18 protein-coding genes and 2 tRNA genes are annotated in these 22,210 nt (G+C 72.3%); 11 read left to right on the top strand and 9 right to left on the bottom strand.

Translation table 11 applies throughout. The features are described from left to right. The first annotated feature begins 255 nt into the window (after positions 1 to 255). Entirely contained in the window at positions 256 to 759 is a 504-nt protein-coding gene (locus tag ABZ857_RS41395) for an ATP-binding protein (RefSeq protein WP_357055499.1), read from the top strand. A 195-nt stretch (positions 760 to 954) separates the two neighbouring features. Next, positions 955 to 1,989 carry a sulfotransferase gene (locus ABZ857_RS41390; RefSeq protein ID WP_357055496.1) on the top strand — a complete coding sequence of 345 codons (1,035 nt, stop codon included), beginning with the start codon at positions 955 to 957 and terminating at the stop codon, positions 1,987 to 1,989. A gap of 18 nt (positions 1,990 to 2,007) precedes the next feature. Here ABZ857_RS41390 and ABZ857_RS41385 read toward each other — a convergent pair whose 3' ends face one another. Continuing rightward, positions 2,008 to 2,883 carry a hypothetical protein gene (locus ABZ857_RS41385; RefSeq protein ID WP_357055493.1) on the bottom strand — a complete coding sequence of 292 codons (876 nt, stop codon included), beginning with the start codon at positions 2,881 to 2,883 and terminating at the stop codon, positions 2,008 to 2,010. A 321-nt stretch (positions 2,884 to 3,204) separates the two neighbouring features. Here ABZ857_RS41385 and gndA point away from each other — a divergent pair, with 321 nt between their 5' ends. Next, complete coding sequence (gene gndA, locus ABZ857_RS41380) at positions 3,205 to 4,644, top strand: NADP-dependent phosphogluconate dehydrogenase (RefSeq protein ID WP_357055490.1); 1,440 nt, start codon at positions 3,205 to 3,207, stop codon at positions 4,642 to 4,644. Positions 4,645 to 4,714: 70 nt separating this feature from the next. Here the strand turns inward: gndA and ABZ857_RS41375 are convergent, their stop codons facing one another. Then, positions 4,715 to 6,310, bottom strand: a complete 1,596-nt coding sequence (locus ABZ857_RS41375) for an MDR family MFS transporter (protein ID WP_357055487.1) — start codon at positions 6,308 to 6,310, stop codon at positions 4,715 to 4,717. A gap of 105 nt (positions 6,311 to 6,415) precedes the next feature. On the opposite strand from ABZ857_RS41375, the gene ABZ857_RS41370 reads away from it, so the two are divergent. From ABZ857_RS41370 to ABZ857_RS41360, 3 genes are all read left to right on the top strand, one after another. Then, complete coding sequence (locus tag ABZ857_RS41370) at positions 6,416 to 6,976, top strand: helix-turn-helix domain-containing protein (RefSeq protein ID WP_357055484.1); 561 nt, start codon at positions 6,416 to 6,418, stop codon at positions 6,974 to 6,976. Positions 6,977 to 7,003: 27 nt separating this feature from the next. Next, on the top strand, positions 7,004 to 7,405 hold the full coding sequence (locus tag ABZ857_RS41365) for a nitroreductase family deazaflavin-dependent oxidoreductase (protein WP_357055481.1): 402 nt from the start codon (positions 7,004 to 7,006) through the stop codon (positions 7,403 to 7,405). Positions 7,406 to 7,623: 218 nt separating this feature from the next. Then, positions 7,624 to 8,304 (top strand): rhomboid family intramembrane serine protease, encoded by a 681-nt coding sequence (locus ABZ857_RS41360; RefSeq protein WP_357055478.1) that lies wholly within the window; start codon positions 7,624 to 7,626, stop codon positions 8,302 to 8,304. Between the two features lie 10 nt (positions 8,305 to 8,314). Here the strand turns inward: ABZ857_RS41360 and ABZ857_RS41355 are convergent, their stop codons facing one another. After that, positions 8,315 to 9,463, bottom strand: a complete 1,149-nt coding sequence (locus ABZ857_RS41355; RefSeq protein ID WP_357055475.1) for a histidine kinase — start codon at positions 9,461 to 9,463, stop codon at positions 8,315 to 8,317. A gap of 138 nt (positions 9,464 to 9,601) precedes the next feature. Between ABZ857_RS41355 and ABZ857_RS41350 the strand changes: the two genes are divergently transcribed. Then, a complete protein-coding gene (locus ABZ857_RS41350) occupies positions 9,602 to 12,091 on the top strand; it encodes a DUF3516 domain-containing protein (protein ID WP_357055505.1) in 2,490 nt (829 codons plus the stop codon). A gap of 212 nt (positions 12,092 to 12,303) precedes the next feature. Here ABZ857_RS41350 and ABZ857_RS41345 read toward each other — a convergent pair whose 3' ends face one another. The 5 genes from ABZ857_RS41345 to dusB form a co-directional block, all read right to left on the bottom strand. After that, on the bottom strand, positions 12,304 to 13,266 hold the full coding sequence (locus ABZ857_RS41345; RefSeq protein WP_357055472.1) for a TAXI family TRAP transporter solute-binding subunit: 963 nt from the start codon (positions 13,264 to 13,266) through the stop codon (positions 12,304 to 12,306). Continuing rightward, positions 13,263 to 15,194, bottom strand: coding sequence for a TRAP transporter fused permease subunit (locus ABZ857_RS41340; protein ID WP_357055469.1), 1,932 nt, complete (start codon positions 15,192 to 15,194; stop codon positions 13,263 to 13,265). Before ABZ857_RS41340 ends, ABZ857_RS41345 begins: the two co-directional genes overlap by 4 nt. A 276-nt stretch (positions 15,195 to 15,470) precedes the next feature. Next, positions 15,471 to 16,991 (bottom strand): DUF6297 family protein, encoded by a 1,521-nt coding sequence (locus tag ABZ857_RS41335; RefSeq protein ID WP_357055466.1) that lies wholly within the window; start codon positions 16,989 to 16,991, stop codon positions 15,471 to 15,473. Beyond that, positions 16,988 to 17,614 carry a heme ABC exporter ATP-binding protein CcmA gene (gene ccmA, locus ABZ857_RS41330; protein WP_357055463.1) on the bottom strand — a complete coding sequence of 209 codons (627 nt, stop codon included), beginning with the start codon at positions 17,612 to 17,614 and terminating at the stop codon, positions 16,988 to 16,990. Before ccmA ends, ABZ857_RS41335 begins: the two co-directional genes overlap by 4 nt. A 71-nt stretch (positions 17,615 to 17,685) precedes the next feature. Then, positions 17,686 to 18,798, bottom strand: coding sequence for a tRNA dihydrouridine synthase DusB (dusB, locus tag ABZ857_RS41325; protein ID WP_357055460.1), 1,113 nt, complete (start codon positions 18,796 to 18,798; stop codon positions 17,686 to 17,688). A gap of 102 nt (positions 18,799 to 18,900) precedes the next feature. Here dusB and ABZ857_RS41320 point away from each other — a divergent pair, with 102 nt between their 5' ends. From ABZ857_RS41320 to ABZ857_RS41305, 4 genes are all read left to right on the top strand, one after another. Next, positions 18,901 to 19,563 carry an ACT domain-containing protein gene (locus ABZ857_RS41320; protein WP_357055457.1) on the top strand — a complete coding sequence of 221 codons (663 nt, stop codon included), beginning with the start codon at positions 18,901 to 18,903 and terminating at the stop codon, positions 19,561 to 19,563. A 54-nt stretch (positions 19,564 to 19,617) separates the two neighbouring features. Continuing rightward, a tRNA-Gly gene (locus tag ABZ857_RS41315) sits at positions 19,618 to 19,689 on the top strand. A gap of 30 nt (positions 19,690 to 19,719) precedes the next feature. Beyond that, positions 19,720 to 19,790: transfer RNA gene (locus tag ABZ857_RS41310), tRNA-Cys, on the top strand. A 914-nt stretch (positions 19,791 to 20,704) separates the two neighbouring features. Then, positions 20,705 to 21,427, top strand: coding sequence for a hypothetical protein (locus ABZ857_RS41305; RefSeq protein ID WP_357055454.1), 723 nt, complete (start codon positions 20,705 to 20,707; stop codon positions 21,425 to 21,427). Between the two features lie 51 nt (positions 21,428 to 21,478). Here the strand turns inward: ABZ857_RS41305 and ABZ857_RS41300 are convergent, their stop codons facing one another. Then, positions 21,479 to 22,192, bottom strand: coding sequence for a phosphatase PAP2 family protein (locus tag ABZ857_RS41300; RefSeq protein WP_357055451.1), 714 nt, complete (start codon positions 22,190 to 22,192; stop codon positions 21,479 to 21,481). Between the last annotated feature and the right edge of the window lie 18 nt (positions 22,193 to 22,210).

Here is a 22,210-nt window from a genome sequence, read left to right as displayed (position 1 = left end):
GCCCCCGGCCGCGCGCGCGCGGTGCGGGCGGGGCGCGCGGGGCGTGGGGGGGCCCGGGGGGGGGGGGGGCCCCCCCGCCCCCGGCCCCCCCCGCCCCGTCGCGTTTCCACCCCCCATCCACCCACCGCGCGCGCCGGTGGTCACTTTTCCCCCCATAGCGAGGCAAGGACACTCATACTTTCCCGTGACATCGCGGGCGCCGAGGCGGACGTCCTCTCCTGCGGCGGCCACACCGCCCACGCGATGGAGGTGCTCATGGAGATCTCGGGGGACGGCGCGGGGAACCGCGTGGCCCGCCTCGCGGGTGCACGCGACCAGGTGGGGCGGGCACGCAGGCTCGTGTCGGCCGCGCTCGGGCGAGGCCACCCCCGGCACGACGACTGCGTGCTGCTGACCAGCGAGATCGCGACGAACGCGGTCGTCCACTCCCGTTCGGGGGACGGCGGCACCTTCACCGTCACCGTCTCGTGCCTGCCCGACCGCGTGCGGGTCTGCGTGGAGGACGACGGCTCGGCCGGACCGCCGTGCGCCGGTCATCCGCTCCCGAACGGGTCGAGCCAGGGCGGTCGCGGCCTGCCGCTGCTGGACATGCTGGCCGACCGGTGGGGGCTGGTCCGTGAGGGCGGCCGCAACGAGGTGTGGTTCGAGGTCTGGTCCGACGCCGACCGGCCCTCCGTCGCGCTCGCCCGCCCACGGCCGGCCGCGTGGGTCCGGCCCGCGGCCACGGCACGCGACGCGGCCGGCGCGACCTCCGGCTGACCCGGTCCTCCCGGACTCCCGATCGCAGGCGGCCCTCCCTGCCGGGCGCGCCGGGCGAGGAGCCGTCGCGGCCGGATACGGGCCCGGATGCGGCATCGGTGCCCGTTTCGGTGGTACTACACCGAGGTCGGGTGATTTTTTAGGCAAGGAAGGGGCAAAACCAACTTAATAAATCGGGAAAGTAGGAGGACTCCCATGGCCCTGCCCGACTTCCTGGTCATCGGGGTGCCGAAGGCCGGCACCACGGCCCTGCACGCGGCGCTGTCCCGCCATCCCCGGCTGTTCATGTCTCCCGTCAAGGAGCCGAAGTTCTTCCTCACCGACGGCCCGCCACCGGCGAAGGGCGGGCCGGGGGACGCGGAGACCTACCGCGAGCACGTGTGGCGGCGCGCCGACTACGAGGCGCTGTTCGCGGACGCGCCGCCAGGGGCGCTGCGCGGCGAGTCCACCCCCTTCTACCTGTACGACCGCACGGCCCAGCGGCGGATCCTGAAGGCGATCCCGGACGCGAAACTCATCGTCTCGCTGCGCGACCCCGTGGAGCGCGCGCACTCGAACTGGACCCACCTGTGGTCGGCCGGCCTGGAGCCGATCGGCGACGTCATCGAGGCGTGCGCGGCCGAGAAGCGGCGGATCGCCGACGGCTGGTCGCCGTTCTGGCACTACGTGGGCCTCGGCCGGTACGGCGAGCAGCTCGCGCACCTGTTCACGCTGTTCCCCCGCGAGCAGGTGCTCGTCTTCCGTTACCGGGACCTGGTCGACCGCCCCGCCGCCACGCTCGACCGCATCTGCGCGTTCCTCGGCGTGGAGCAGGGGCTGGTCGCCGAGGTGCCCAGGGAGAACGTCACGGCCCATCCGCCGCACAGCCGCAGGCACCGGATCCTGGCCCGGCTCGCCCGGCTCGGCGACCCGGTGCTGGGCCGGCGGCTCACCGGACCGCTGGAGCGGGTGCTGCAGCGCGACGGGCAGCCGCGGCGGCCGCTCACCTGGCAGCAGCGCCAGGAGCTGCTGACCTACTTCGCCGCCGACATCGCGCTGCTGCGCGACGTGCTCGGCCGCGACTCCTTCGGTGAGGACTTCGGCGACTGGCTGCGCCCCCGGGAGCGGTCGGGCGGCCTGGTCGGAGCCCGGCCGTCCGGCCAGCGGCAGTCCCGCAACGGCCGCCTCAGGAGCGCCTCCGACCCGGCCGCACGGGCGCCGGGCGCGGACGGCCCGCCCGCCGGGAGGTGATCCGGAGACCCCCGGCCGTCAGCGCAGCTCGGTGCGCAGCTCGTGGGCCCCGTCGGCGCGGGTCAGCTCGTAGTACAGGCGGTGGCCCCCCGGCACCGGCACGATCGACAGGTAGCGGAGCCCTCCCCCGGCGTGCTCCGACTGGGCGACGGGGGCGGTTCCCGTGGCGGTGAGCGTGGACGGGTCGGGGCCGATGGCCACGCCCGTGCGCTCCTCGTAGTTCTCCTCCGCCGACGCGCGGCCGTCGTAGTACGCGATGACGGTCCCGCCGCTGAACGTGACCGCGCTCACCCGCACGCCGCGCGAGTCCCACTCGCCCGGCCGCCGGTCGAGCGCGGTCCCCTGCCAGGTCCACTCGACGCCGTCGGCGCTGGTGGCGTAGTCGGTCACCATCTGGTCGGCCTCGTCGGGGTCCTCCAGGGGGTGGCAGGACGCCCACAGGTGCCACACGCCGCCGTGATGGAGGATCACCGGGTCCTTGACGCCCGTCTTGAGGTCGCCGGGCAGCACGACCCGCGCGTCGGCGGGGTCGAACCCCGCCGGCCCGTCGGCCTCGATCATCTCGACCCGCCAGTGCTTCGTGCCGTAGGTGGCGCAGCTCAGGTACAGGCGCCACCTGCCCTCCGGCGTCACCACGAGCGTCGGGCGCTCCAGCGACTCGGTCTTCATCTCCTCCTTGGTGATCGTGAGGATCCTCTCGAACCGCTCGCCGTCGGCCGAGCGGGCGATCTCCACGGCGTACCCGCGCCCGTCACCGAGCGGCCGGCGCAGCCGGTAGGCCAGGTAGATCCATCCGTCCCGGCTCACGGCGGTGGGCGCGCCCGCCCAGAATCCGGGCCCGTCTCCGGGCGGAGGAACCGCGACGACTGACCGTTCCGGCTTCGGTGCGAACACGTCTCTTCTCCGTAGGTGCGCGACGACGGTGGGCGGGCCGGCTCGGCGCCGGCCCTTCTTGGCTGTAGTGACTTACCAGCGGCCCGGCGGGAGGCCAAGTGTCCTCGCCATCGGACGGCCATGTCTATACAAAACCCGCTTGCTTTGCGGGTTTTGTCAGGATAGGGCAGTCCTGCCGCTACTCGCGCCGTCCTGCTCCCACGGCGCCGTCACCGGCGCGGTGTGGTTCTCGGTAGGCGAACGCGCAGCTCACGCGACCGGCCGCGGGACACGCCCACCCGAGGCTGCTCGCCCGTCCCCCGGAGCGGTATGACTTTAGACATGGACAAGGCAGACATCGGAGTGACGGGCCTGGCGACCATGGGCCGCAACCTCGCCCGGAACTTCGCCCACCACGGTCACGTGGTCGCGGTGCACAACCGCACGGAAAGCCGTACGACCCGCTTCATGGAGGAGCACCGCGACGAGGGCGCGTTCCTGCCCGCGGGCACGATCGAGGAGTTCGTGGCCTCCCTCGAACGGCCCCGCAAGGCGATCATCATGGTCAAGGCCGGGGCGCCCACCGACGCCGTGATCGAGGAGCTCGCCGCCGTCATGGAGCCGGGCGACATGATCATCGACGGCGGCAACGCCCACTACATGGACACCCGCCGCCGGGAGGCCGCGCTGCGCGAGCGGGGTATCCACTTCGTCGGCACCGGCATCTCGGGCGGCGAGGAGGGCGCGCTCAACGGCCCGAGCATCATGCCCGGCGGCGACGCCGAGGCGTACGAGACGCTCGGCCCCCTGCTCGAGGACATCGCGGCGAAGGTCGACGGGGTGCCGTGCTGCGTGCACGTGGGCCCCGACGGCGCCGGCCACTTCGTCAAGATGGTGCACAACGGCATCGAGTACGCCGATATGCAGCTCATCGCGGAGTCGTACGACCTGCTCCGGCAGGCCCTCGGGCTGAACCCGAAGGAACTGTCCGACGTCTTCCGGGAGTGGAACCGGGGCGACCTGGAGTCGTACCTCATCGAGATCACCGCCGAGGTGCTCGGCCACACCGACCCCGCCACGGGCAAGCCGTTCGTGGACGTCGTGCAGGACCAGGCCGAGCAGAAGGGCACCGGCCGCTGGACCGTGCAGAGCGCCCTCGACCTCGGCGTCCCGGTCACCGGCATCGCCGAGGCGGTGTTCGCCCGGGCGCTGTCGGGCCACCCGGAGCAGCGGGCCGCCGCCCGCTCGCTCACCGGCCCCTCCGGCACGGCCGGCCCCTCCGGCACGGCCGGCGACTCCGGCCTCGTCGAGGACGTGCGCCGGGCGCTGTACGCCTCCAAGATCGTCGCGTACGCCCAGGGGTTCGACCAGATGGCCGCCGCGAGCGCGGAGTACGGCTGGAACCTGAACCTGGGCGCTGCGGCCACGATCTGGCGCGGCGGCTGCATCATCAGGGCGCGCTTCCTCGACCGGATCAGGGCCGCCTACGACGCCGACCCGAACCTGCCGACGCTGCTGGTCGACCCGACGTTCGCCCAGGCGCTGGAGGAGGCCCAGGAGTCGTGGCGGCGGGTCGTGGCGACGGCGGCGACGATCGGGGTGCCCACGCCGGGCTTCTCCTCTGCGCTCGCCTACTACGACGGGCTGCGCCGCGACCGGTTGCCGGCGGCCCTGCTGCAGGGGCTGCGTGACTTCTTCGGCGCCCACACCTACCGGCGGGTCGACCGGGAGGGCTCCTTCCACACCGACTGGTCGGGCGACCGGGTCGAGCGCCCCGCCTGACCCACCCCGTGAACGCCGGTACGGCGCACTCCCCGCGCGGGGGTGTGCGCCGTACCGGCCGTGGGTTCGTCTACTCGAAGGCGGCGGCCACCGGCTCCGCCTTCTCGCCGGAGGCGGCGCCGGGAGCGCCGCTGCGCAGCGGGACGTGCTTGATGAAGGCGGCGATCACCGGGACGAGCGCGGCGAACAGGACCGACCACAGGAAGACGGTGCCGATCGTGCTGGCGAGCGCGTCCAGGAAGCCCGCCTTGACCGGCGGCGGAAGCCGGTCGAGTTGTCCCCTGTCGATCTGACCGCCACCGGAGCCGAGCAGGGTGGCCGCCTTCGCGCCGAACCTGGCGGTGATCTCGTCGGCGAGCCGGTTGTTGAAGATCGCCCCGAACAGCGAGATGCCGAACGACCCGCCGATGGAGCGGAAGAACGTCGAGGCGCTGCTGGCCACGCCGATGTCCTTCTGCTCGACGCTGTTCTGCGCGATCAGCATGGTCGTCTGCATCAGGAAGCCCATGCCGAGACCGAGGACGGCGATGTAGACGCCGGTCCGCCAGGCCGGGGTGTGGACGTCCTGCGTCGACAGCAGCCACACGCCGATGGCCATGATCACGCCGCCGATCACCGGGAAGCTCTTGTACCTGCCGGTCTGGGTGATCGCCTTGCCGACGAACAGCGACACGACCATGGACGAGGCCATCATCGGGAGCAGGAGCAGCCCGGAGTTGGTGGCCGTGGCGCCCTGCACGATCTGCTGGAACATCGGCAGGAAGGTGATCGCGCCGAACATCGCGAAGCCGAGCAGGAAGCCGAGCACGTTGATCAGCGTGAAGTTCCGGTTGGCGAACACGTGCAGCGGCAGGATCGGCTCCGCCGCCCGCCGCTCGATCGGGACGAACACGGCCAGCGCGACGACCGCCAGGGCGGCCAGCCCCAGGATCTGCCACGAGCCCCAGGGGTATCCGTGCTTCTGGCCGCCCCACGAGGTGATCAGCACGATCGCGGTGATGGCCACGGTGAGGACGGCCGCGCCGAGCCAGTCGATGCGGTGCTCGGTGCGGTGCTTCGGCAGGTGGAGCTTGAGGATCAGCCAGATCAGCGCCACGCCGCCGAGCGGGAGGTTCACGTAGAAGGCCCAGCGCCAGTTCAGGTGGTCGGTGATGAAACCGCCGACGAGAGGCCCGGCGATCATCGCGAGGGACATGATCGCGGCCATGATGCCCTGGTACTGGCCGCGCTCGCGGGGCGGGACCAGGTCGCCGATGATCGCCATCACGCCGACGATGAGCCCGCCCGCGCCGAGCCCCTGCAGCGCGCGGAAGGCGATCAGCTCGATCATGCCGTCGCCCGTGCCACCGAACAGCGACGAGCCGGCCATGCCGCACAGCGCGGAGCCGACCAGGAAGATGCCGATCGAGCTCAGGAAGATGTTCTTGCGGCCGTAGAGGTCGCCGAGCTTGCCCCAGATCGGCGTGGAGACCGTGGTGCCCAGCACGTACGCCGTGGTGACCCAGGTGAAGTAGTCCAGGCCCTTGAGCTCCCCCACGATCCTCGGCATCGCGGTGCCGACGATCATGTTGTCCAGCATCGCCAGCATCATCGCCAGCATCAGACCGGGTAAGACGATCATCACTTCCCGGGACCGGCCGGGCGCGGCCGCGGTCTCCGTGGTCATGGGTGCCCCCTTTGAAGGAATTTACTTACTTGCCGACAGGCTAGTGCCCGAGGCACGGTATTGTCCTTACTTGCCGGCCGTCAAGTTATTTAGGAACAGTCAGGAATGGGTGCTCATACCGACACGCGCAGCCGCATCCAGGAGGTCGCGATCAGGCTCTTCACCGAGCAGGGGTACGAGGCGACGTCACTCCGGGAGATAGCCGAGGCCCTCGGCGTGACCAAGGCGGCACTCTACTACCACTTCCGCACCAAAGAGGACATCGTCGCCAGCCTCATCGAGGACCGCATCGAGGCCCTGGACGAGTTGATCGCGTGGGCGAACGGACACCCCCGCACCCCGGAGACCCGTGGGGAGGTCATCCGCCGCTACTCCGCCCTGATGACCAGCGGACGCCACCACGAGATCATGCAGTTCATGGACCGCAACAAGACGGCGCTGCAGGGCCATGCCAAGGTCGACCTGATGCGCGAGCGCATGGCCGAGCTGATGCAGGCGCTGTGCGAGCCGGACGACCCGCTGCCGGTCAGGCTCAGGCGTTCGATGGCGCTGTTCGCGATGCATGCCGCCTGGTTCTTCATCCGGGACGAGTCGGCGACCGAGGAGGAGCGGGCCGCGGCGGGACTTCAGGTCGCCCTGGAATTGGCCGACGGCTCGGGCGGTTGATCCCCCTCTGATGGGAAGGTGATCGGCATGCTGTTTGGACAGGAACACGTCAAGCGCTACATCGAGACCGGCGGCGAGGAGGGCCACGACTGGCAGGGCACCACGGTGGCCATCCTCACCACCAGGGGCCGCAAGTCGGGACAGCCCCGCAGCACCCCGCTGATCTATCAGCCGTACGGGGACTCCTACCTGGTGGTCGCCTCCAAGGGCGGGGCCGACGAGCACCCGCTGTGGTACCTCAACCTCCAGGCCGACCCCGAGGTGGAGCTCCAGATCAAGGGGGACAGGTTCAGGGCACGCGCCCGTACGGCGACCCCCGAGGAACGACCGGACATGTGGCGGACGATGACCGCCACCTGGCCCGCGTACGACGAGTACGCCACCAAGACCGATCGGGAGATCCCGATCGTCGTCATCGAACGCGTGTAGCCGCACGGGGGGCGTGCCGGGCACCGGCGGCCGGGAACCACCGGACGCCCGGCCCGCCGCGCCGCCCGCCGAGGGCTACGGCGCCTCGTCGGCGGCACCCTCACCGAGCACCCGGCCGGAGCGGCGCGAGGTGCCGGGCTCCTGGCGCCGCCGCCCAGTGACGCGTCCGGCCGTCGGCGGTATCTTTCCAGGGTGATCGTCAGTGACGGGGAGGTTCGGTGAGCGACGGCCGCACCGCCGAGATCATGATCGCCGAGGCCCGGAAGGCCTTCTGGGTCATGGTCGGCTTCCTGGCGTTGATCTGGGTCGTGCAGGTGGTCAACTGGGCCGCGGACTACTCGCTCAGCTACAGCTACGGAATCAGGCCCTGGGACGTCGAGCGGCTGCCCGGGATCGTCTCCGCGCCGCTCCTGCACTGGAGCTGGGCGCACATCGAGGGCAACTCCGGGCCGCTGTTCATCTTCGGGTTCCTCGCGGCCTACCGGGGCGTGCGGCGCTTCCTCGGCGTGACCGGGCTGATCGCCGTCGCCAGCGGGCTCGGCTCGTGGTTCACCGCCGGCTCCTCCACGGTCGGCGCGGGCGCGAGCGGGCTGGTGTTCGGCTACTTCGGGTACGTGCTCGTACGCGGAGCCTTCGACCGGCACCTGATCGACATCGTCATCGGCCTGGTCATGGGCCTGTGCTTCGCCTACCAGTTCGCCGGGCTGCTGCCTGCCGAGGGCATCGGCTGGCAGGCCCACGTCTTCGGTTTCGCGGGCGGGATCCTCGGCGGCTACCTGTTCCGCGATCGACGCGCCGGGGTCACGGCGAAGGATGCCGGAGAGAACGCCTCCGGCGGGACCGCGCCCGGCGACTCCCGGTCCGCACTGCTCAAGGAAATCGAGGACCTCGGCCTCTGACCCGTACGGGTCAGGGCTCGGGATGCTCGGGCGGGTGGAAGGGGATCGTGGCGGCGAGCGCGAACCCGCCCTCGGCGGTCGGGCCGTACGTGAGCCGCCCGCCCACCAGGGCGACGCGCTCGCGCAGGCCGGGCAGCCCGTAGCCGCCCCCCGCGTCGGCGGGCACCCGGACCGGCACGGCCCGGCTCTTGCCGCTGTTGACCACCGACACGTTCAGCACGCCGCCGTGAGCCTCGCAGACCACCTGCACGTCGGCCCCCGGCGCGTGCTTGCGCACGTTGTTGAGACCCTCCTGGACGACGCGGTAGCAGGCGTGGCCGGCCTGCCGCGACAGCGCCTCCTCCGGCACGTCGTAGTGCAGGGCGACGCGCAGGCCGGTGGCCCTGCCCTCCTCGACCAGGCGCGGTATCCCCTCGACGCTCTCCGCCGAGGGGGGGAGGTCCCTGCGCCGCAGCGCCGTGAGCAGCTCACGCAGCTCGGTCAGCGCCCGCACGCCCTTGTCCTCGATGTTCCTGGCCAGCTTGCGGATCTCGTCGAGCTCGTCGGCGTCCTGGATGAGACCGGCGTTGAGGACCATCACGGTAACCGCGTGCGTCACCGTGTCGTGCAGCTCACCCGCGATGCGGCGGCGTTCCTGGGCGGCGGCGCGCTCCTCCCGCGCCCGCACGCCCGCCCGCAGCTCCCGGATCATCGAGCGGTAGCGCCACACCCAGGTGCCCACCAGCGCGGGCAGGAAGATCAGCGTGACCGCCCGCACCGTCACGACGACGGGCAGCCGGTCCGTGTAGGGGCTCGCGTAGTCGGCCAGCGCGTAGATCCCCGCGAGGACGGCGGTGACCCACGGCCATCGGCGCACCGTGTTCTGCGCCGTCATCGAGTACGCCGCCAGCATCAGCGGCATCGTCTGGCCCGCGAGCAGGGCGCAGGCGACGGTGGCCGCGATCATCGGCCAGGCCGCACTGCGCCGGGCCAGCATGGACGCGGCCGCCGCGCCCGCCGTGGCGATCTGCGCCCACCACGGCACGGCGAGGAACGGCAGGGCCGGGAAGGAGCGGCCGAACACCACCGCCGGGACCGCGAAGGCGAGGACGGCGACGGCGAGCAGCACGTCGGCCGCCGCCTCCCGGCGCGCGGCGAGCCCGGCCCACTTCTCCCCCATACCGCTAGTTTGTGGGTTTGACCTGCGGCTTCGTGCAGCGCCACGCCCCTTTGACGTAGCTGTGCAACACCTTGCCGTACGTCGGGCCGGTCGAAACAGTCATGCGTCTTGGGCAGGATAAGAGGCGTGAGCGAAAGCATGAGCCTCCTCCGCCGTCTTCCGTCCGGCTCAGAACCCGACGCGCTGTTCGACGCGTTCGTGTCGTGGAACGCCGATCGGGGGCTCACGCTCTACCCGGCGCAGGAGGAGGCGCTGATCGAGGTCGTCTCCGGCAACAACGTGATCGTGTCCACGCCCACGGGCTCGGGCAAGAGCCTGATCGCCGCCGGGGCGCACTTCGCGGCGCTGGCCCGGGACGAGATCAGCTTCTACACCGCGCCGATCAAGGCGCTGGTGTCGGAGAAGTTCTTCGACCTGTGCGCGCTGTTCGGCACCGAGAACGTCGGCATGATGACCGGCGACGCCACCGTGAACGCCGACGCGCCCGTCATCTGCTGCACCGCCGAGATCCTCGCCCAGATCGCGCTGCGCGACGGCGCGGACGCCGACGTCGGCACCGTGATCATGGACGAGTTCCACTTCTACGCCGAGCCCGACCGCGGCTGGGCCTGGCAGGTGCCGCTGCTGGAGCTGCCGCAGGCGCAGTTCGTGCTGATGTCGGCCACGCTGGGCGACGTCGAGCGCTTCCAGACCGACCTCACCCGCCGCACCGGCCGCCCCACCAGCGTGGTCAAGCACGCCGAGCGCCCGGTGCCGCTGATCTACTCCTACCGCACCACTCCCCTGCACGAGACGCTGGAGGAGCTGCTGTCCACCCAGCAGGCCCCGGTGTACGTCGTGCACTTCACCCAGGCCGCGGCGATGGAGCGCGCCCAGGCGCTCATGAGCATCAACATGTGCACCAAGGCCGAGAAGGAGGCCATCGCCGCCCTCATCGGCAACTTCCGCTTCACCACCCGCTTCGGCCGGGCCCTGTCCCGGCTCGTACGGCACGGCATCGGCGTGCACCACGCCGGGATGCTGCCGAAGTACCGCCGCCTGGTGGAACGGCTGGCCCAGGCGGGCCTGCTGAAGGTCATCTGCGGCACCGACACGCTCGGGGTGGGGGTCAACGTCCCGATCCGCACCGTGCTGTTCACCGCGCTGTCGAAGTTCGACGGCACCAAGGTGCGCCGCCTGCGGGCGCGGGAGTTCCACCAGATCGCCGGGCGGGCCGGCCGGGCCGGCTTCGACACGGTCGGATACGTCGTCTGCCAGGCGCCCGACCACGTGATCGAGAACGAGCGGGCGCTGGCGAAGATCGGCGACGACCCCAAGCGGCGCCGCGGCTACGCGCGCAAGAAGCCCCCGGAGGGGTTCGTCGGCTGGAGCGAGGAGACGTTCGAGAAGCTCCAGACGGCCGAACCCGAGCCGCTGACCTCCCGGTTCAAGGTCAGCAACGCCATGCTGCTGTCGATCATCAACCGGCCCGGCGACTGCTTCCAGGCGATGAAGCGGCTGCTCACCGACAACCACGAGGACCGCAAGGCACAGCGCCGCCACATCAGCCACGCCATCGCGATCTACCGCTCGCTGCTGGCCGGCGGCATCGTGGAGAAGCTCGCCGAGCCCGACGAGCACGGCCGGATGGCCCGGCTCACCGTGGACCTGCAGGAGGACTTCGCGCTCAACCAGGCGCTGGCCACGTTCGCGCTGGCGTCCTTCGAGTTGCTCGACCGCGAGTCCCCGACGTACGCGCTGGACATGGTCTCGATCGTCGAGTCGACGCTGGACGACCCCCGCCAGATCCTGCACGCCCAGCTCAACAAGGCCAGGGCCGAGGCGGTCGCCCAGATGAAGGCCGACGGCATCGAGTACGAGGAGCGGATGGAGCGCCTCGCCGAGATCACCCACCCGATGCCGCTGGCCGACCTGCTCTTCGGCGCGTACGAGACCTACCGGCGCGGGCACCCGTGGGTCGGCGACCACGTCGTCAGCCCCAAGACGATCGTGCGCGACATGTACGAGCGGGCCATGACCTTCACCGAGTACATCCAGTTCTACGAGCTGGCCCGCTCGGAGGGCACGGTGCTGCGCTACCTGGCCGACGCCTACCGGACGCTGTCGAAGACGGTGCCCGAGCATCTGAAGACCGACGACCTCGTGGACCTCATCGAATGGCTCGGCGAGCTGGTGCGCCAGGTCGACTCCAGCCTGATCGACGAGTGGGAGAAGCTGGCCAACCCCGCCGAGGCACTGGCGGCCGGGGAGGAGCTGGAGACCAGGGCCCGCCCGGTCACCGCCAACGCGCGCGCCTTCCGGGTGCTGGTCCGCAACGCGATGTTCCGCATGGTGGAGCTCGCCGCGCTGGACCGGGAGGAGGAGCTGGTCGGGCTCTACCCCGATGTCGACTGGGGCGCGGGCCTGGACGCCTACTACGAGGAGCACGACGAGATCCTCACCGGCCCGGCCGCCCGCGGTCCCGCCCTCCTGCTCATCGAGGAGGAGAAGGAGCTGTGGCGGGTGCGTCAGATCATCGACGACCCGGCCGGCAACCACGACTGGGGCATCGGCGCGGAGGTCGACCTGGCCGCCTCCGACGAGGAGGGCCACGCCGTCCTCCACGTCATCGGCCTCACCCGCCTGTAGCCCATAGACGAGCTGGGTCGCGGTCCTGGCGTGGCGGTCCTGGCATGGCACGAACCGCTCAGCGCGATCTTCCCCTCGGGGCGGGCGGCCGTCGCGGCGGTGCCCCGGCCCGCCCCGGCGGTCACCGTCCTGGTGACCTGCTCGATCCCGGCGAGGCCTCCCGGCTGTCCGGCAGGCCCTGCCGGTAGATCCTGTTGCGCAGCACTGCGACGTCAGCCGTAGAACCTCCTGGCGCCCTCGTGCAGCGGCACGGGGTCGGTCTCCGGCGCGTCGGCCAGGGTGATCTCCTTGGCCGACGCGTGCACCTTCTCCAGGTCGGCCTTGTGCTCGAACAGCAGCCGGGTCAGCTCCTCGGCGAGCTTCGCGTCCATCGTCGCGTTCACCACGAGAAGGTTCGGCACGACGATGGTCGGCACGTCGGACGGCGTGCCGTACACCGCCTTGGGGATCAGGCCCTCGGTGTAGACGGGGCCGTGGGCGGCGCGCATGGCGGGCAGCACGTCGCGCAGCGGCACGAAGGTCACCTCGTCGCGCATGCTCGTCACCAGGTCGGTGACGCCCGAGGTGGGCAGCCCGCCCGACCACACCAGCGCGTCGAGGGTGCCGTCCTTGAGGCCCTGCACGGTCTCGGGCAGCGACAGCGCCTGGCGCCTGACGTCCTTGTCCGGGTCGAGCCCGGCGGCCTCCAGCAGCCGCAGCGCGATCACCTCGGTCCCGGAGTTCGGCGAGCCGGTGGACACCCGCTTGCCACGCAGGCCGGCGACGGACCTGATCCCGGCGTCGGCCCGCGCGATGACGTGCGTGTAGTTGCCGTACAGCCGGGCGAGCGCGCGGATCGGCTGCGGGGCGGTGAAGGCGCCGGTGCCCCTGACCGCGTCGGCGGCCGTGTCCGCGAGCGTGAAGGCGATGTCCGACTGTCCCCTGACCACACGCTGGATGTTCTCCACGGAGGCGCCGGTGGCCTCCGCGGTCGCCCGGTGACCCGGCAGGTGCTTGTCGATCAGCTCGGCCAGCCCGCCGCCCAGCACGTAGTAGACGCCGGTGGTGTTGCCGGTGGCGATCGACAGGCGGGCCCCGCCGCCCGTGCCGCCCCCCGCGGCCGAGCGGTCGCCCCCGCAACCACCGGCCAGCAGTGCCGCGGTGACGGCCAGCGCCGTCACGAGCCTGAACCTCACGGTTGCGCCTCCCTGTTTCTGCGGACGAAGTGGACGGCGAGCGCCAGGGCCGCGACGCCCAGGCCGGCCAGCACGGGCCAGGGCGACAGGACGAGCAGCAGGACCGCCGCCAGCGCGCACAGGCCCCGCTCGATCGGGCCGGCGGGGCCGGCGATCCAGCCGCCGGTGGCCGCCGCGAGAACGGCCACGGCCAGCGCGGACACGGTCGCGGCGAGCACGACCTCGCCGATCGGGCCCCGCGCCAGCAGGGCCTCGCCCGACGGCGTGAGCACGAACGCGAACGGCACGAGGAACGCCGGGAGCGTGTACTTCCAGGTGGCCCACATGGTCCGGTGCGCGTTGCCGCCCGTGATCGCCGAGGCGGCGAAGGCCGACAGCGCCGTCGGCGGGCTCACCTCGGACAGTACGGCGTAGTAGAAGATGAACATGTACGCCTCGGCCGGGGTGACGCCGAGGTTCAGCAACGCGGGACCGATGATCACGGCGGCGATGACGAAGGACGCCGTGACCGGCACGGCCAGCCCGAGCAGCAGCACGGCCAGCGCGCAGGCCACGGCGGTGGCCGCGAGGTTCCCCCCGGACAGGCCGACGATCAGCGAGCCGGCCTTGAGCCCGAGCCCGGTGAGCGTGACCACGCCGACGATCGTGCCCGCCGCCGCGCAGGTGACCGCGACCGGCAGCACGCCGGTGGCGCCCGCCGCCAGGGCCCGTACGGCCCGGCGCGGCGTGAGCCGGTTCTCCCGATCGAGGAACGACAGCGCGAAGGCCAGCAGCGTGGCGTACACGACCGCGCGGAACGGCGACTGGCCGAACGCCATCAAGATGATGATCACGAACAGCGAGCTGAAGTGGTAGCCGAAGCGCCTGATCAGCGGCCAGGGACCGCCCGTGTCCACGGGAACCGCCCGCGTGCCGTATCTGCGGGCGTCCATCTCGATCGCGAGGAAGACGCCCAGGTAGTACAGGACGGTCGGGATCGTGGCGTAGACGAGCACCGTCAGGTAGCTCACCCGCAGGTATTCGGCGATGATGAACGCCGCCGCGCCCAGCGTGGGGGGCGACAGGATCGCGCCGATGCCCGCCGCCGCCAGCACTCCCCCGGCCTGCTCCCGCGGATATCCGGCCCGGCGCAGGATCGGCCAGGCCACGCTGCCCACGCTCACCGTGGTCGCCACGCCGGAACCGCTCACCGTGCCGAGCAGGAACCCCGCGAGCGTGACGGTCCGCCCCGGCGCGGAGCGCGAGCGGCGGAACGCGGCGAACGAGACGTCGACGAAGAACCGCCCCGCCCCCGAATGGTCGAGCACCGCGCCGTAGATCGTGAACAGGATGATGTAGGTCGCCGCGACGTCGAGGGGCACGCCGTACACGCCCTCCGTGCCCGTCGTGAACGCCGCCACGATGCGGTCCAGGTCGTAGCCCCGGTGGCCCAGCGCCCAGTCGGCGGGCAGGTAGCCGCCGTAGTAGGCGTACGCGACGAAGAGCGCGCACACGACGGGCAGGATCCAGCCCACGGTCCGCCGGCACGCCTCCAGGAGCAGCAGCGTGAGCAGCGCGCCCGCCGCCACGTCGAGCGGCGTCGGCGCGTAGGCCCGGCGGATGATGTCGTCGAAGACGACGAGCGGATACACGCAGACGGCCAGGGACAGCGCCGCGAGCCCCCAGTCGAGCAGGCCGGGCCGGTCCCCGCCCCCGCGCCGCGCCTTGTAGCAGACGAAGGCCAGCGGCAGCACCACGGCCAGGAACGCCATCCGGTACGGCAGGACCGGCCCCGGCCGGAAGGTCTGGTAGAGCGCGTAGAACGACAGGGCGAGCGCGACGATCGTGACGAGCGCCGCCGGGCGGCCGGACAGGCGCCGCGCGGGACGCTCCGCGTCGAACTCGGCGACGAGGTTCTCCGCCGACGTCTCGTGCCGGGTCTCGGTCACGCCTCTCCCCTGCGGTACGGCAAGCCCTTGACCGCAAGGTACGCCGAAGTTGACTTCCCGTAGTCACAATCCGGATCACAGTCCGGTCACGGACCGTAGTCCCGTCCTCACCACCGCGTGCCGGTCCTTCACACCAGATCGTCGGCTGGGCACGCCGCCGCCGTCGCCACCCGCGTCCGGCCCGGCGACCTCGCCTGGGGACGCGACCTCATCGCCGCCATGCGGGCCGAGGGAGTCGAGGGCGATCCCGGCTACCGGCCCTGTGAGCGCCTGCGACTAGCCGCCGGCTCTCCGGCCGGAGCGCAGGACGTAGGCGGCGAGCACCGCGGCCCCCGCGATGGCCTGTGCGATCACGTACGGCGCCACCGAGGCGGGTGGTGACGCCAGCGCGGCGAGCGCGGGCAGGGACCCGAGCAGCGCGAGGTCCACACCGGTCAACGCCCAGATCAGCGGGCCGGTCGGCACCGCACCGCCCGGGGTGTCGATGACCGGCATGGAGTGGTCGACGGGCCGCCGCCGGGCCATCCGCAGCGCCCCGGCGGCGAGCGCGGGCGCCGCGGCCGGCCCGAGCGCCCACCAGGCCCCCGGCGGCAGCGTGCCCACGACCTGGAGGCCCGCCAGGGCGAGCGCCGACCAGGAGGCGGCCAGCAGCGCGGGCAGCACCGCACGGGCGGCCGTCACGGCCCTGCCGTCCACGGCCAGCATCCGGGCCAGGGCCGGGTCGCCGCCGTCGCGCCGGACCCCTCCTGTGCACATCGCGGCGGCGGTCAGCGCCCCGCACAGCAGCATTCCGGCGGCCGGCCCGAGCCCGCCTCCGGTGGCGTTCGCGCAGACGGCGGGCAGGGCCACCGCGCCGAGCAGCGCCGCCAGGCGGCCCGGTCGCCTGCCCACCCGCAGCCACTCCTGCCAGGCCAGCGCGGGCCCCGGGCCGAGCCGCGACACGAGGCGGGGCCAGGGACGGGAACGCAGCGCCCGGCCGCGCCAGTGAACGTCCTCCGCGACCCAGGTGAGCATCCCGGGATCCAGCATCGTCGCCGCCGAGGTCACCCGCGCCGTCCGGGTGGAGGCGGCCAGGATCCGGCGGGCGGGGATGCGGTCGAGCGCCGCCCAGGCCCGCCGTACGAGGAAGGCGGCCACGACGGCGGCGACGCCCGCGACCGCCGCGCCCAGGGACGCGGGCGCCTCGGCGACGGCGGCGAGGATGCGGCGGCCGGGGCCGGCGCCGAGCACGGCCGCGAGCACGGCGACGGAAAGAGCCCCGGCGATCAGGAATTGCAGCCAGGCGTCCGACTCCGGGGACTGCTGGCCGAGCACCGCCGTGGCCATGCCGCCCGCGCCCGCCGCGACACCGAGCACCAGCGCCGCCGCGAGTCGCACGCCGAGCTGACCGGGGGCTCCGAACACCGACAGCGCCGCCAGCCCGAGCACCGCCCCGGCGAGCACCGCGGCCGACAGCAGGAGCAGCGCCGTACGGCCGAGCACGGCCCGGCGGGGCAGCGGCGACGTCACCAGCCACGAGGCGTCGGCGGCGGGCAGCACGACGGGTCCGAGCGCCCGCGCCAGGGCGAGGAAGCCCGCGTAGGCCGCCGCGACCAGCGCGAGCCCGGGGCCGAGCCGCGCGGGATCGGCGTGACGGGCCAGCCCGGCGAGCGCGTCCGCGGCCGGGCGGCCGAGCACCGCGGCGGCGACGAGCAGGCCGAAAACCCTGGTGTAGCGGTCCGACCAGGTCGCGGGCCGCCCGCGGCGGTCGCGGAGGTAGGCGAGGGCGGGGTGCGTCCGCGCGGTCGCCGGGATCACGACGCCGCCCGCAGCGTGATCCCACGGGCGCCCGCGTCCCGCGCCAGCCGCGCGTCGTGGGTGGCCATCACGACCGTGCCGCCCTCGGCGGCGTAGCCGCGCAGGATCCCCGCGAGACGCTGCCTGAACCCGGTGTCCAGGCCGCGCTCCGGCTCGTCGAGCAGGAGCAGGCGGCTCGGCCGGAGCAGCGCCATCGCCAGCGACAGCCGCTGCCGCTGGCCGGTGGACAGCGACAACGGGGCGAGATCGGCCCGGGCGCTCAGCTCGAAGGTCTCCAGCGCCTCGTCGACCGTCAGGCGGGCGTCCTGCTGGACGGCCCCCATCAGCTCCAGGTGTTCGCGGACGCTCAGGCCCGGATACCAGGCGGGCTCGTCGCCGGCCTGCACGACCCGCCGCCAGAATGCGGGGAGGTCCGCCGGCGGCGCGCCGAGGACGTCGATCTCGCCGCGCGGCGAGGGGTGCAGGCCGGCCAGGCATCGCAGCAGCGTCGACTTCCCGACGCCGTTCTCGCCCATGACGGCGACGATCTCGCCAGGAGCGGCGGTGAGATCGACGCCGCGCAGCACGGGCACGCCGCCCAGGTCAAGCCCGACCCCGCGGGCCGTGATGATCGCGTTCGCCATGCCCCGAGCCTACGCGCGACGCACCCCGTCCGCCTGAGCCGCGCGAGCGGAGCGAGCGCCATGAGCACGCCTCAGCCGCCGGAGGTGGGGTCCTCGGCCCCGGCGCCGGGGATCGTCATGTCGTCGGGGTCGTCGAGCCAGCCGTGCGGCAGCGACACCTTGGACCTCTCGCCGCTCTTGCCGCGCGGGCCGTCGGCCTCGTCCGGCCAGGGCTGGTCCGCGTCGAGCTCGGCCACCCGCTCGGCCATCTCCGACAGCCGGGTGACCGAGGTGAGGGCGCGGCGGGTCTCGGCTCCGACGACGAAACCCTTGAGATACCAGCCCACGTGCTTGCGGAAGTCGGCCAGCCCGTGCGGCTCGCTGCCGATGACCTCGCACAGCAGCTCGGCGTGGCGCAGCATCATCGCGCCGACCTCCCCCAGGCGGGGGCGGACGCGCTCGGCCGAGCCGCGGAAGGCCATGTCGAGGTCACGGAACAGCCACGGCCGCCCCAGGCAGCCCCGCCCGATCACCACCCCGTCGCAGCCGGTCTCCGCGACCATACGCAGCGCGTCGTCGGCGCTCCAGATGTCGCCGTTGCCGAGCACCGGGATCTCCGGCACCGCGTCCTTCAGCCGCTTGATCGCGTCCCAGTGCGCGGTGCCGCCGTAGTGCTGGCGGGCCGTACGGGCGTGCAGGGCGACGGCGGCGAGGCCCTCCTCCACGGCGGTCCGTCCCGCCTCGACGTAGGTCAGGTGGTCCTCGTCGATGCCCATGCGCATCTTCATCGTGACCGGCAGCGGACCGGCTCCGGCCACGGCCTCGCGCAGGATGGCCCGCAGCAGGTTCCGCTTGTACGGCAGGGCCGACCCGCCGCCCCTGCGGGTGACCTTGGGCACCGGGCAGCCGAAGTTCAGGTCGATGTGGTCGGCCAGGTCCTCCTCGGCGATCATCCGCGCGGCCTTGCCGATGACGGCCGGATCGACGCCGTACAACTGGATGCTGCGGGGGGACTCGTCCGCGCCGAACCGGATCATCTGGAACGTGAGCGGCACCCGCTCGACCAGCGCCCGCGAAGTGATCATCTCGGACACGAACAGGCCGCCGCCCTGCTCCCGGCACAGCGTGCGGAAACCGATGTTCGTGATGCCCGCCATGGGAGCGAGCACCACCGGGGGCCAGACCTCGAGCGCGCCGACTTTCACCCGTTCATTCTCCCCGCTGCCGGCGGTGAGCCGTACAAGATCATGGACGCGAGGCTTTTGCCCCGGTTAATCTGACCTGGACCAACGGTGGGGGAGGTCGTCATGCTGCTGCGGCTGAGAATCGCCTTGCCGGATCGTCCGGGCTCGCTGAGCCAGGTGACCGGGGTCCTCGGGTCCGCGGGCGCCGACATCACCCAGGTGACGGTGCTCGACCGGGGCGACGGCCGCGCCCTCGACGACTTCACCGTCTACTGGCCCGACACCGCCCCCCGCGAGGACCTCGTACGGGCCATCGAGGACATGGACGGAGTCAGGATCGAGGGTATCTGGAGCACCAGGGAGGCGCCCGGCACCTATCCGGAGCTGGAGATCCTGAAGTTCCTCACCACGGCGGGCGACCGCGCGCTCGGCACGCTGATCGACTCCATGCCCGTGCTGTTCAGCGCCGACTGGGCCGCGGCGGCGACCGAGAAGGACCCGCGCGTCACGGTGTACGCGAGCTGGCGGGCGCCCGAGGACATTCCGTTCCCGGAGGACACCCCGGCCCGGCCGACGGCCGCCACCCTGCCGTCCGGCCTGCACGTGATCGTCGCGCCGCTGCCGCCGCTGGCGCTGTCGCTGATGCTGGCCAGGGCGGAGGGGCCGGCCTTCCACCGCAACGAGGTGCACCGGCTCACCCGGATCCTGGAGATCTTCCTGACCCTGCCCGCGATCGAGCGGGGAGCCGACCGCGTGTTCCGCAGACCCAGCGCCCGGCCGTTCTGAGTACCCACCGCAGCCGAAAACCCGGTACAGTAGCCACGTCGCCGCAAGGCGGACGCGGAAGTGGCTCAGTGGTAGAGCATCACCTTGCCAAGGTGAGGGTCGCGGGTTCGAATCCCGTCTTCCGCTCCGAGAGGTCACGAATGCGGGCCTCGCTCTGGTGGAGTGGCCGAGAGGCGAGGCAGCGGCCTGCAAAGCCGCGTACACGGGTTCAAATCCCGTCTCCACCTCTGTTTTTCCGATCCGGTTCCGGTTGTCGGCGGGCGTGTCATGCACCGTACGGCACCTCCGCTTCCATGATCGTCGGCGCTCCGATCGGGCTGCTGACACGCATGAATCGGCGTGCCGCACGCCGCCGACGCGGCCGACAGCGGCGGGTGGGTGCCGGCCCGCCGCCCAGCACAGCTGCAGTTCGTTCTTGCTGACGTCGCGGTCGTCCGGGACCGGCCAGATGCCGTCCTCCTGGTGGTACCAGTGGATCCAGGCGGGCGCGGGCCGCAGCACCGGCTGCGGTCCGAGCCTGTCCGCACAGGTCACGAAGTCGGCCAGGAGACCGGCGAACAGCCGTGGCGCATCGGCGGGTTCTGGTGGTTCACCGCCTGGCAGCGACGCCTCGGCGCTGGCGGCCTTCGGTCCTAGGGGCAGCACACCGGTCAACGGCTCCGGGCACGGGAATCCCGCCTGCCACATCCGGCGCTGCACCCAGGTGCAGGCGTCCAGCCGCGGATCAGCGTTCCGAACCTTCAGCACCACCTCGCGGTCATCGGCCAGCCGCAGGCCGTACACCGTGGACAGGTTTCCCGCGGTGAAGGTGCGTCCGGCGACCGGGGAGCCCAGGTGCTCAGGGCACCAGTCGCTCACCGCCTGGTCATCGATCTCTGCAGGCATATCTCCTCATAAGAGTGTCAGCGAGTCGCCTTCCCGGCGGACTCGACCTAGCCCTGCAGGACAAGGCGCACCTCACGCCCGGGCGAGCGGGAGTACAGCAGTACCAACCACCTGGTCGCCACTGGTGCGTTCCGCCATGCGAGGGACAAGTCGCGGTAAGGGTTCTTCTCAACGTCCCATACCGGGCGCACACTGAAAGTGACACGATAGGCGATTCAGCATGGAGTAGCTCGTGCACGGTCAGATGCCTCCAGCGATGCCCGTCCTCTCTCGTGGCAAGCATCGCAATCCCAGCAAGGGCGCCTGCTTCATGGAGTTCGCGTCCTACCTCGCAGGTGAGCGGTGGAGCGACCATCCGTCGTGCACGCACCCGCTGCTCGCCGGGCTCGCCCGCCTCGTCAACGACCACACCTCCGACGCCGCCCGGCCCCTGCTGGCCGAGCTGATCCCGTCGGTGATCGGCCTGACGGGCGACGATCCGCGCCTCGACGCGCGGATCGCCCTGTGCTCCGCCAGGGCCGCGCTGCCGGTCGTCGCGCACGAGCGCCAGCTCGCGATGGCGGTCTCGATCCTGTCGGCCGAGCACGTGCTCGCCGAGTTGGAGGGCCGTCCCGTCGGCGACCTGGACGAGCGCAGCAGGCAGGCACTGGCCCAGGTGCCGGACGCCACCCGCTGGGCCTACACCTTCGGGCGCGGCGTGCGGGTCTCGCCCAAGGGCTTCCGCAGGTACGCCGCGCCGAACACGGTGCAGCTCGCGGTCCGGGGCATCGCTCAGGCGTGCGTGCCCGACCCCGATCCGCTGCTGCGCGACCTGCTGACCGACACGATCGACGATTGCTGGGCCCTGTTGCGGCCCGCCGGGACCACCCCGCGGTCCGCCCTCGGATCCGCCGCGGGGACCGCCGCCGAGCCCGCCCCGGCCGTGGTCGATCCCGCTCGCTGGGCCGACGCCTGCCGCCTCACCGGCGTGTCGGCCTGACCGCCCCGGCCGCCGGCTCGCCTTCCGGTGAGCCGGTAGCCGGTGAACGCGTCAGGTCAGCGCGGCCCCGCGTACGGCCCGCTTCGGCGCGGCACGCCGGGACGCCGTGATCGGCCGTAGCAGCAGGGCCTGGGCGAGCACGACCACGCAGAAGATCCCGAGCACGTAGCCCCAGCTCACGTCCGTCAGGTGGTGCATGCCCCGGTAGAGCCTGGCCAGGCCGACCGCCAGGGCCGCTCCCGCGCCGAGCAGCCACCACAGCGCGTTCAGGATCGTGTGGCGGTGCGTGTGCAGGGTCAGCACGAGCGCGGTGCCGCAGTAGAACGCCACGGCGGCGCTGGTGTGCCCGGACGGATAGCTGGACGTGGGCGGCGCGGGGTCGAGGTGCGGCACGTGCGGGCGGGCCCGCTGCGCGAAGACGGTCGCCAGCAGGAAGATCGCCGACTGGGCGCAGACGGCGGCCACCAGGAAGACCGACTCCCGCCAGCGCCGGTAGACGACCCGGAAAAGGATCGCCATGATCGCCGTCACCACGATGATCACGGGGGTGTCGGACAGCATCGAGGCGTAGTGGGTCACCTCGTTCCAGAACGGCGTGCGCTCCTGGGCGATCTCACGGCTGACCGCCTCGTCCTGCGCGACCAGCGTCGAGTGCTCCAGGACCCTGGTGAGCAGCAGGCCGAGCCCGAGGGTCACCAGGGCCATGAGCGCGAGCGGGAGCAGGACCCGCCGCGCCGCCTCCGCGGCCACGCGTCGAGTGGGCACGCGTCGAGTGGGCACGGA

Origin of the sequence: Microbispora sp. NPDC046933 (assembly GCF_040644635.1) — a bacterium.
Classification (GTDB): Bacteria; Actinomycetota; Actinomycetes; order Streptosporangiales; family Streptosporangiaceae; genus Microbispora.
Note: the sequence above shows the minus strand (reverse complement) of the source record. Positions and strands in the feature narration are given on the sequence as shown.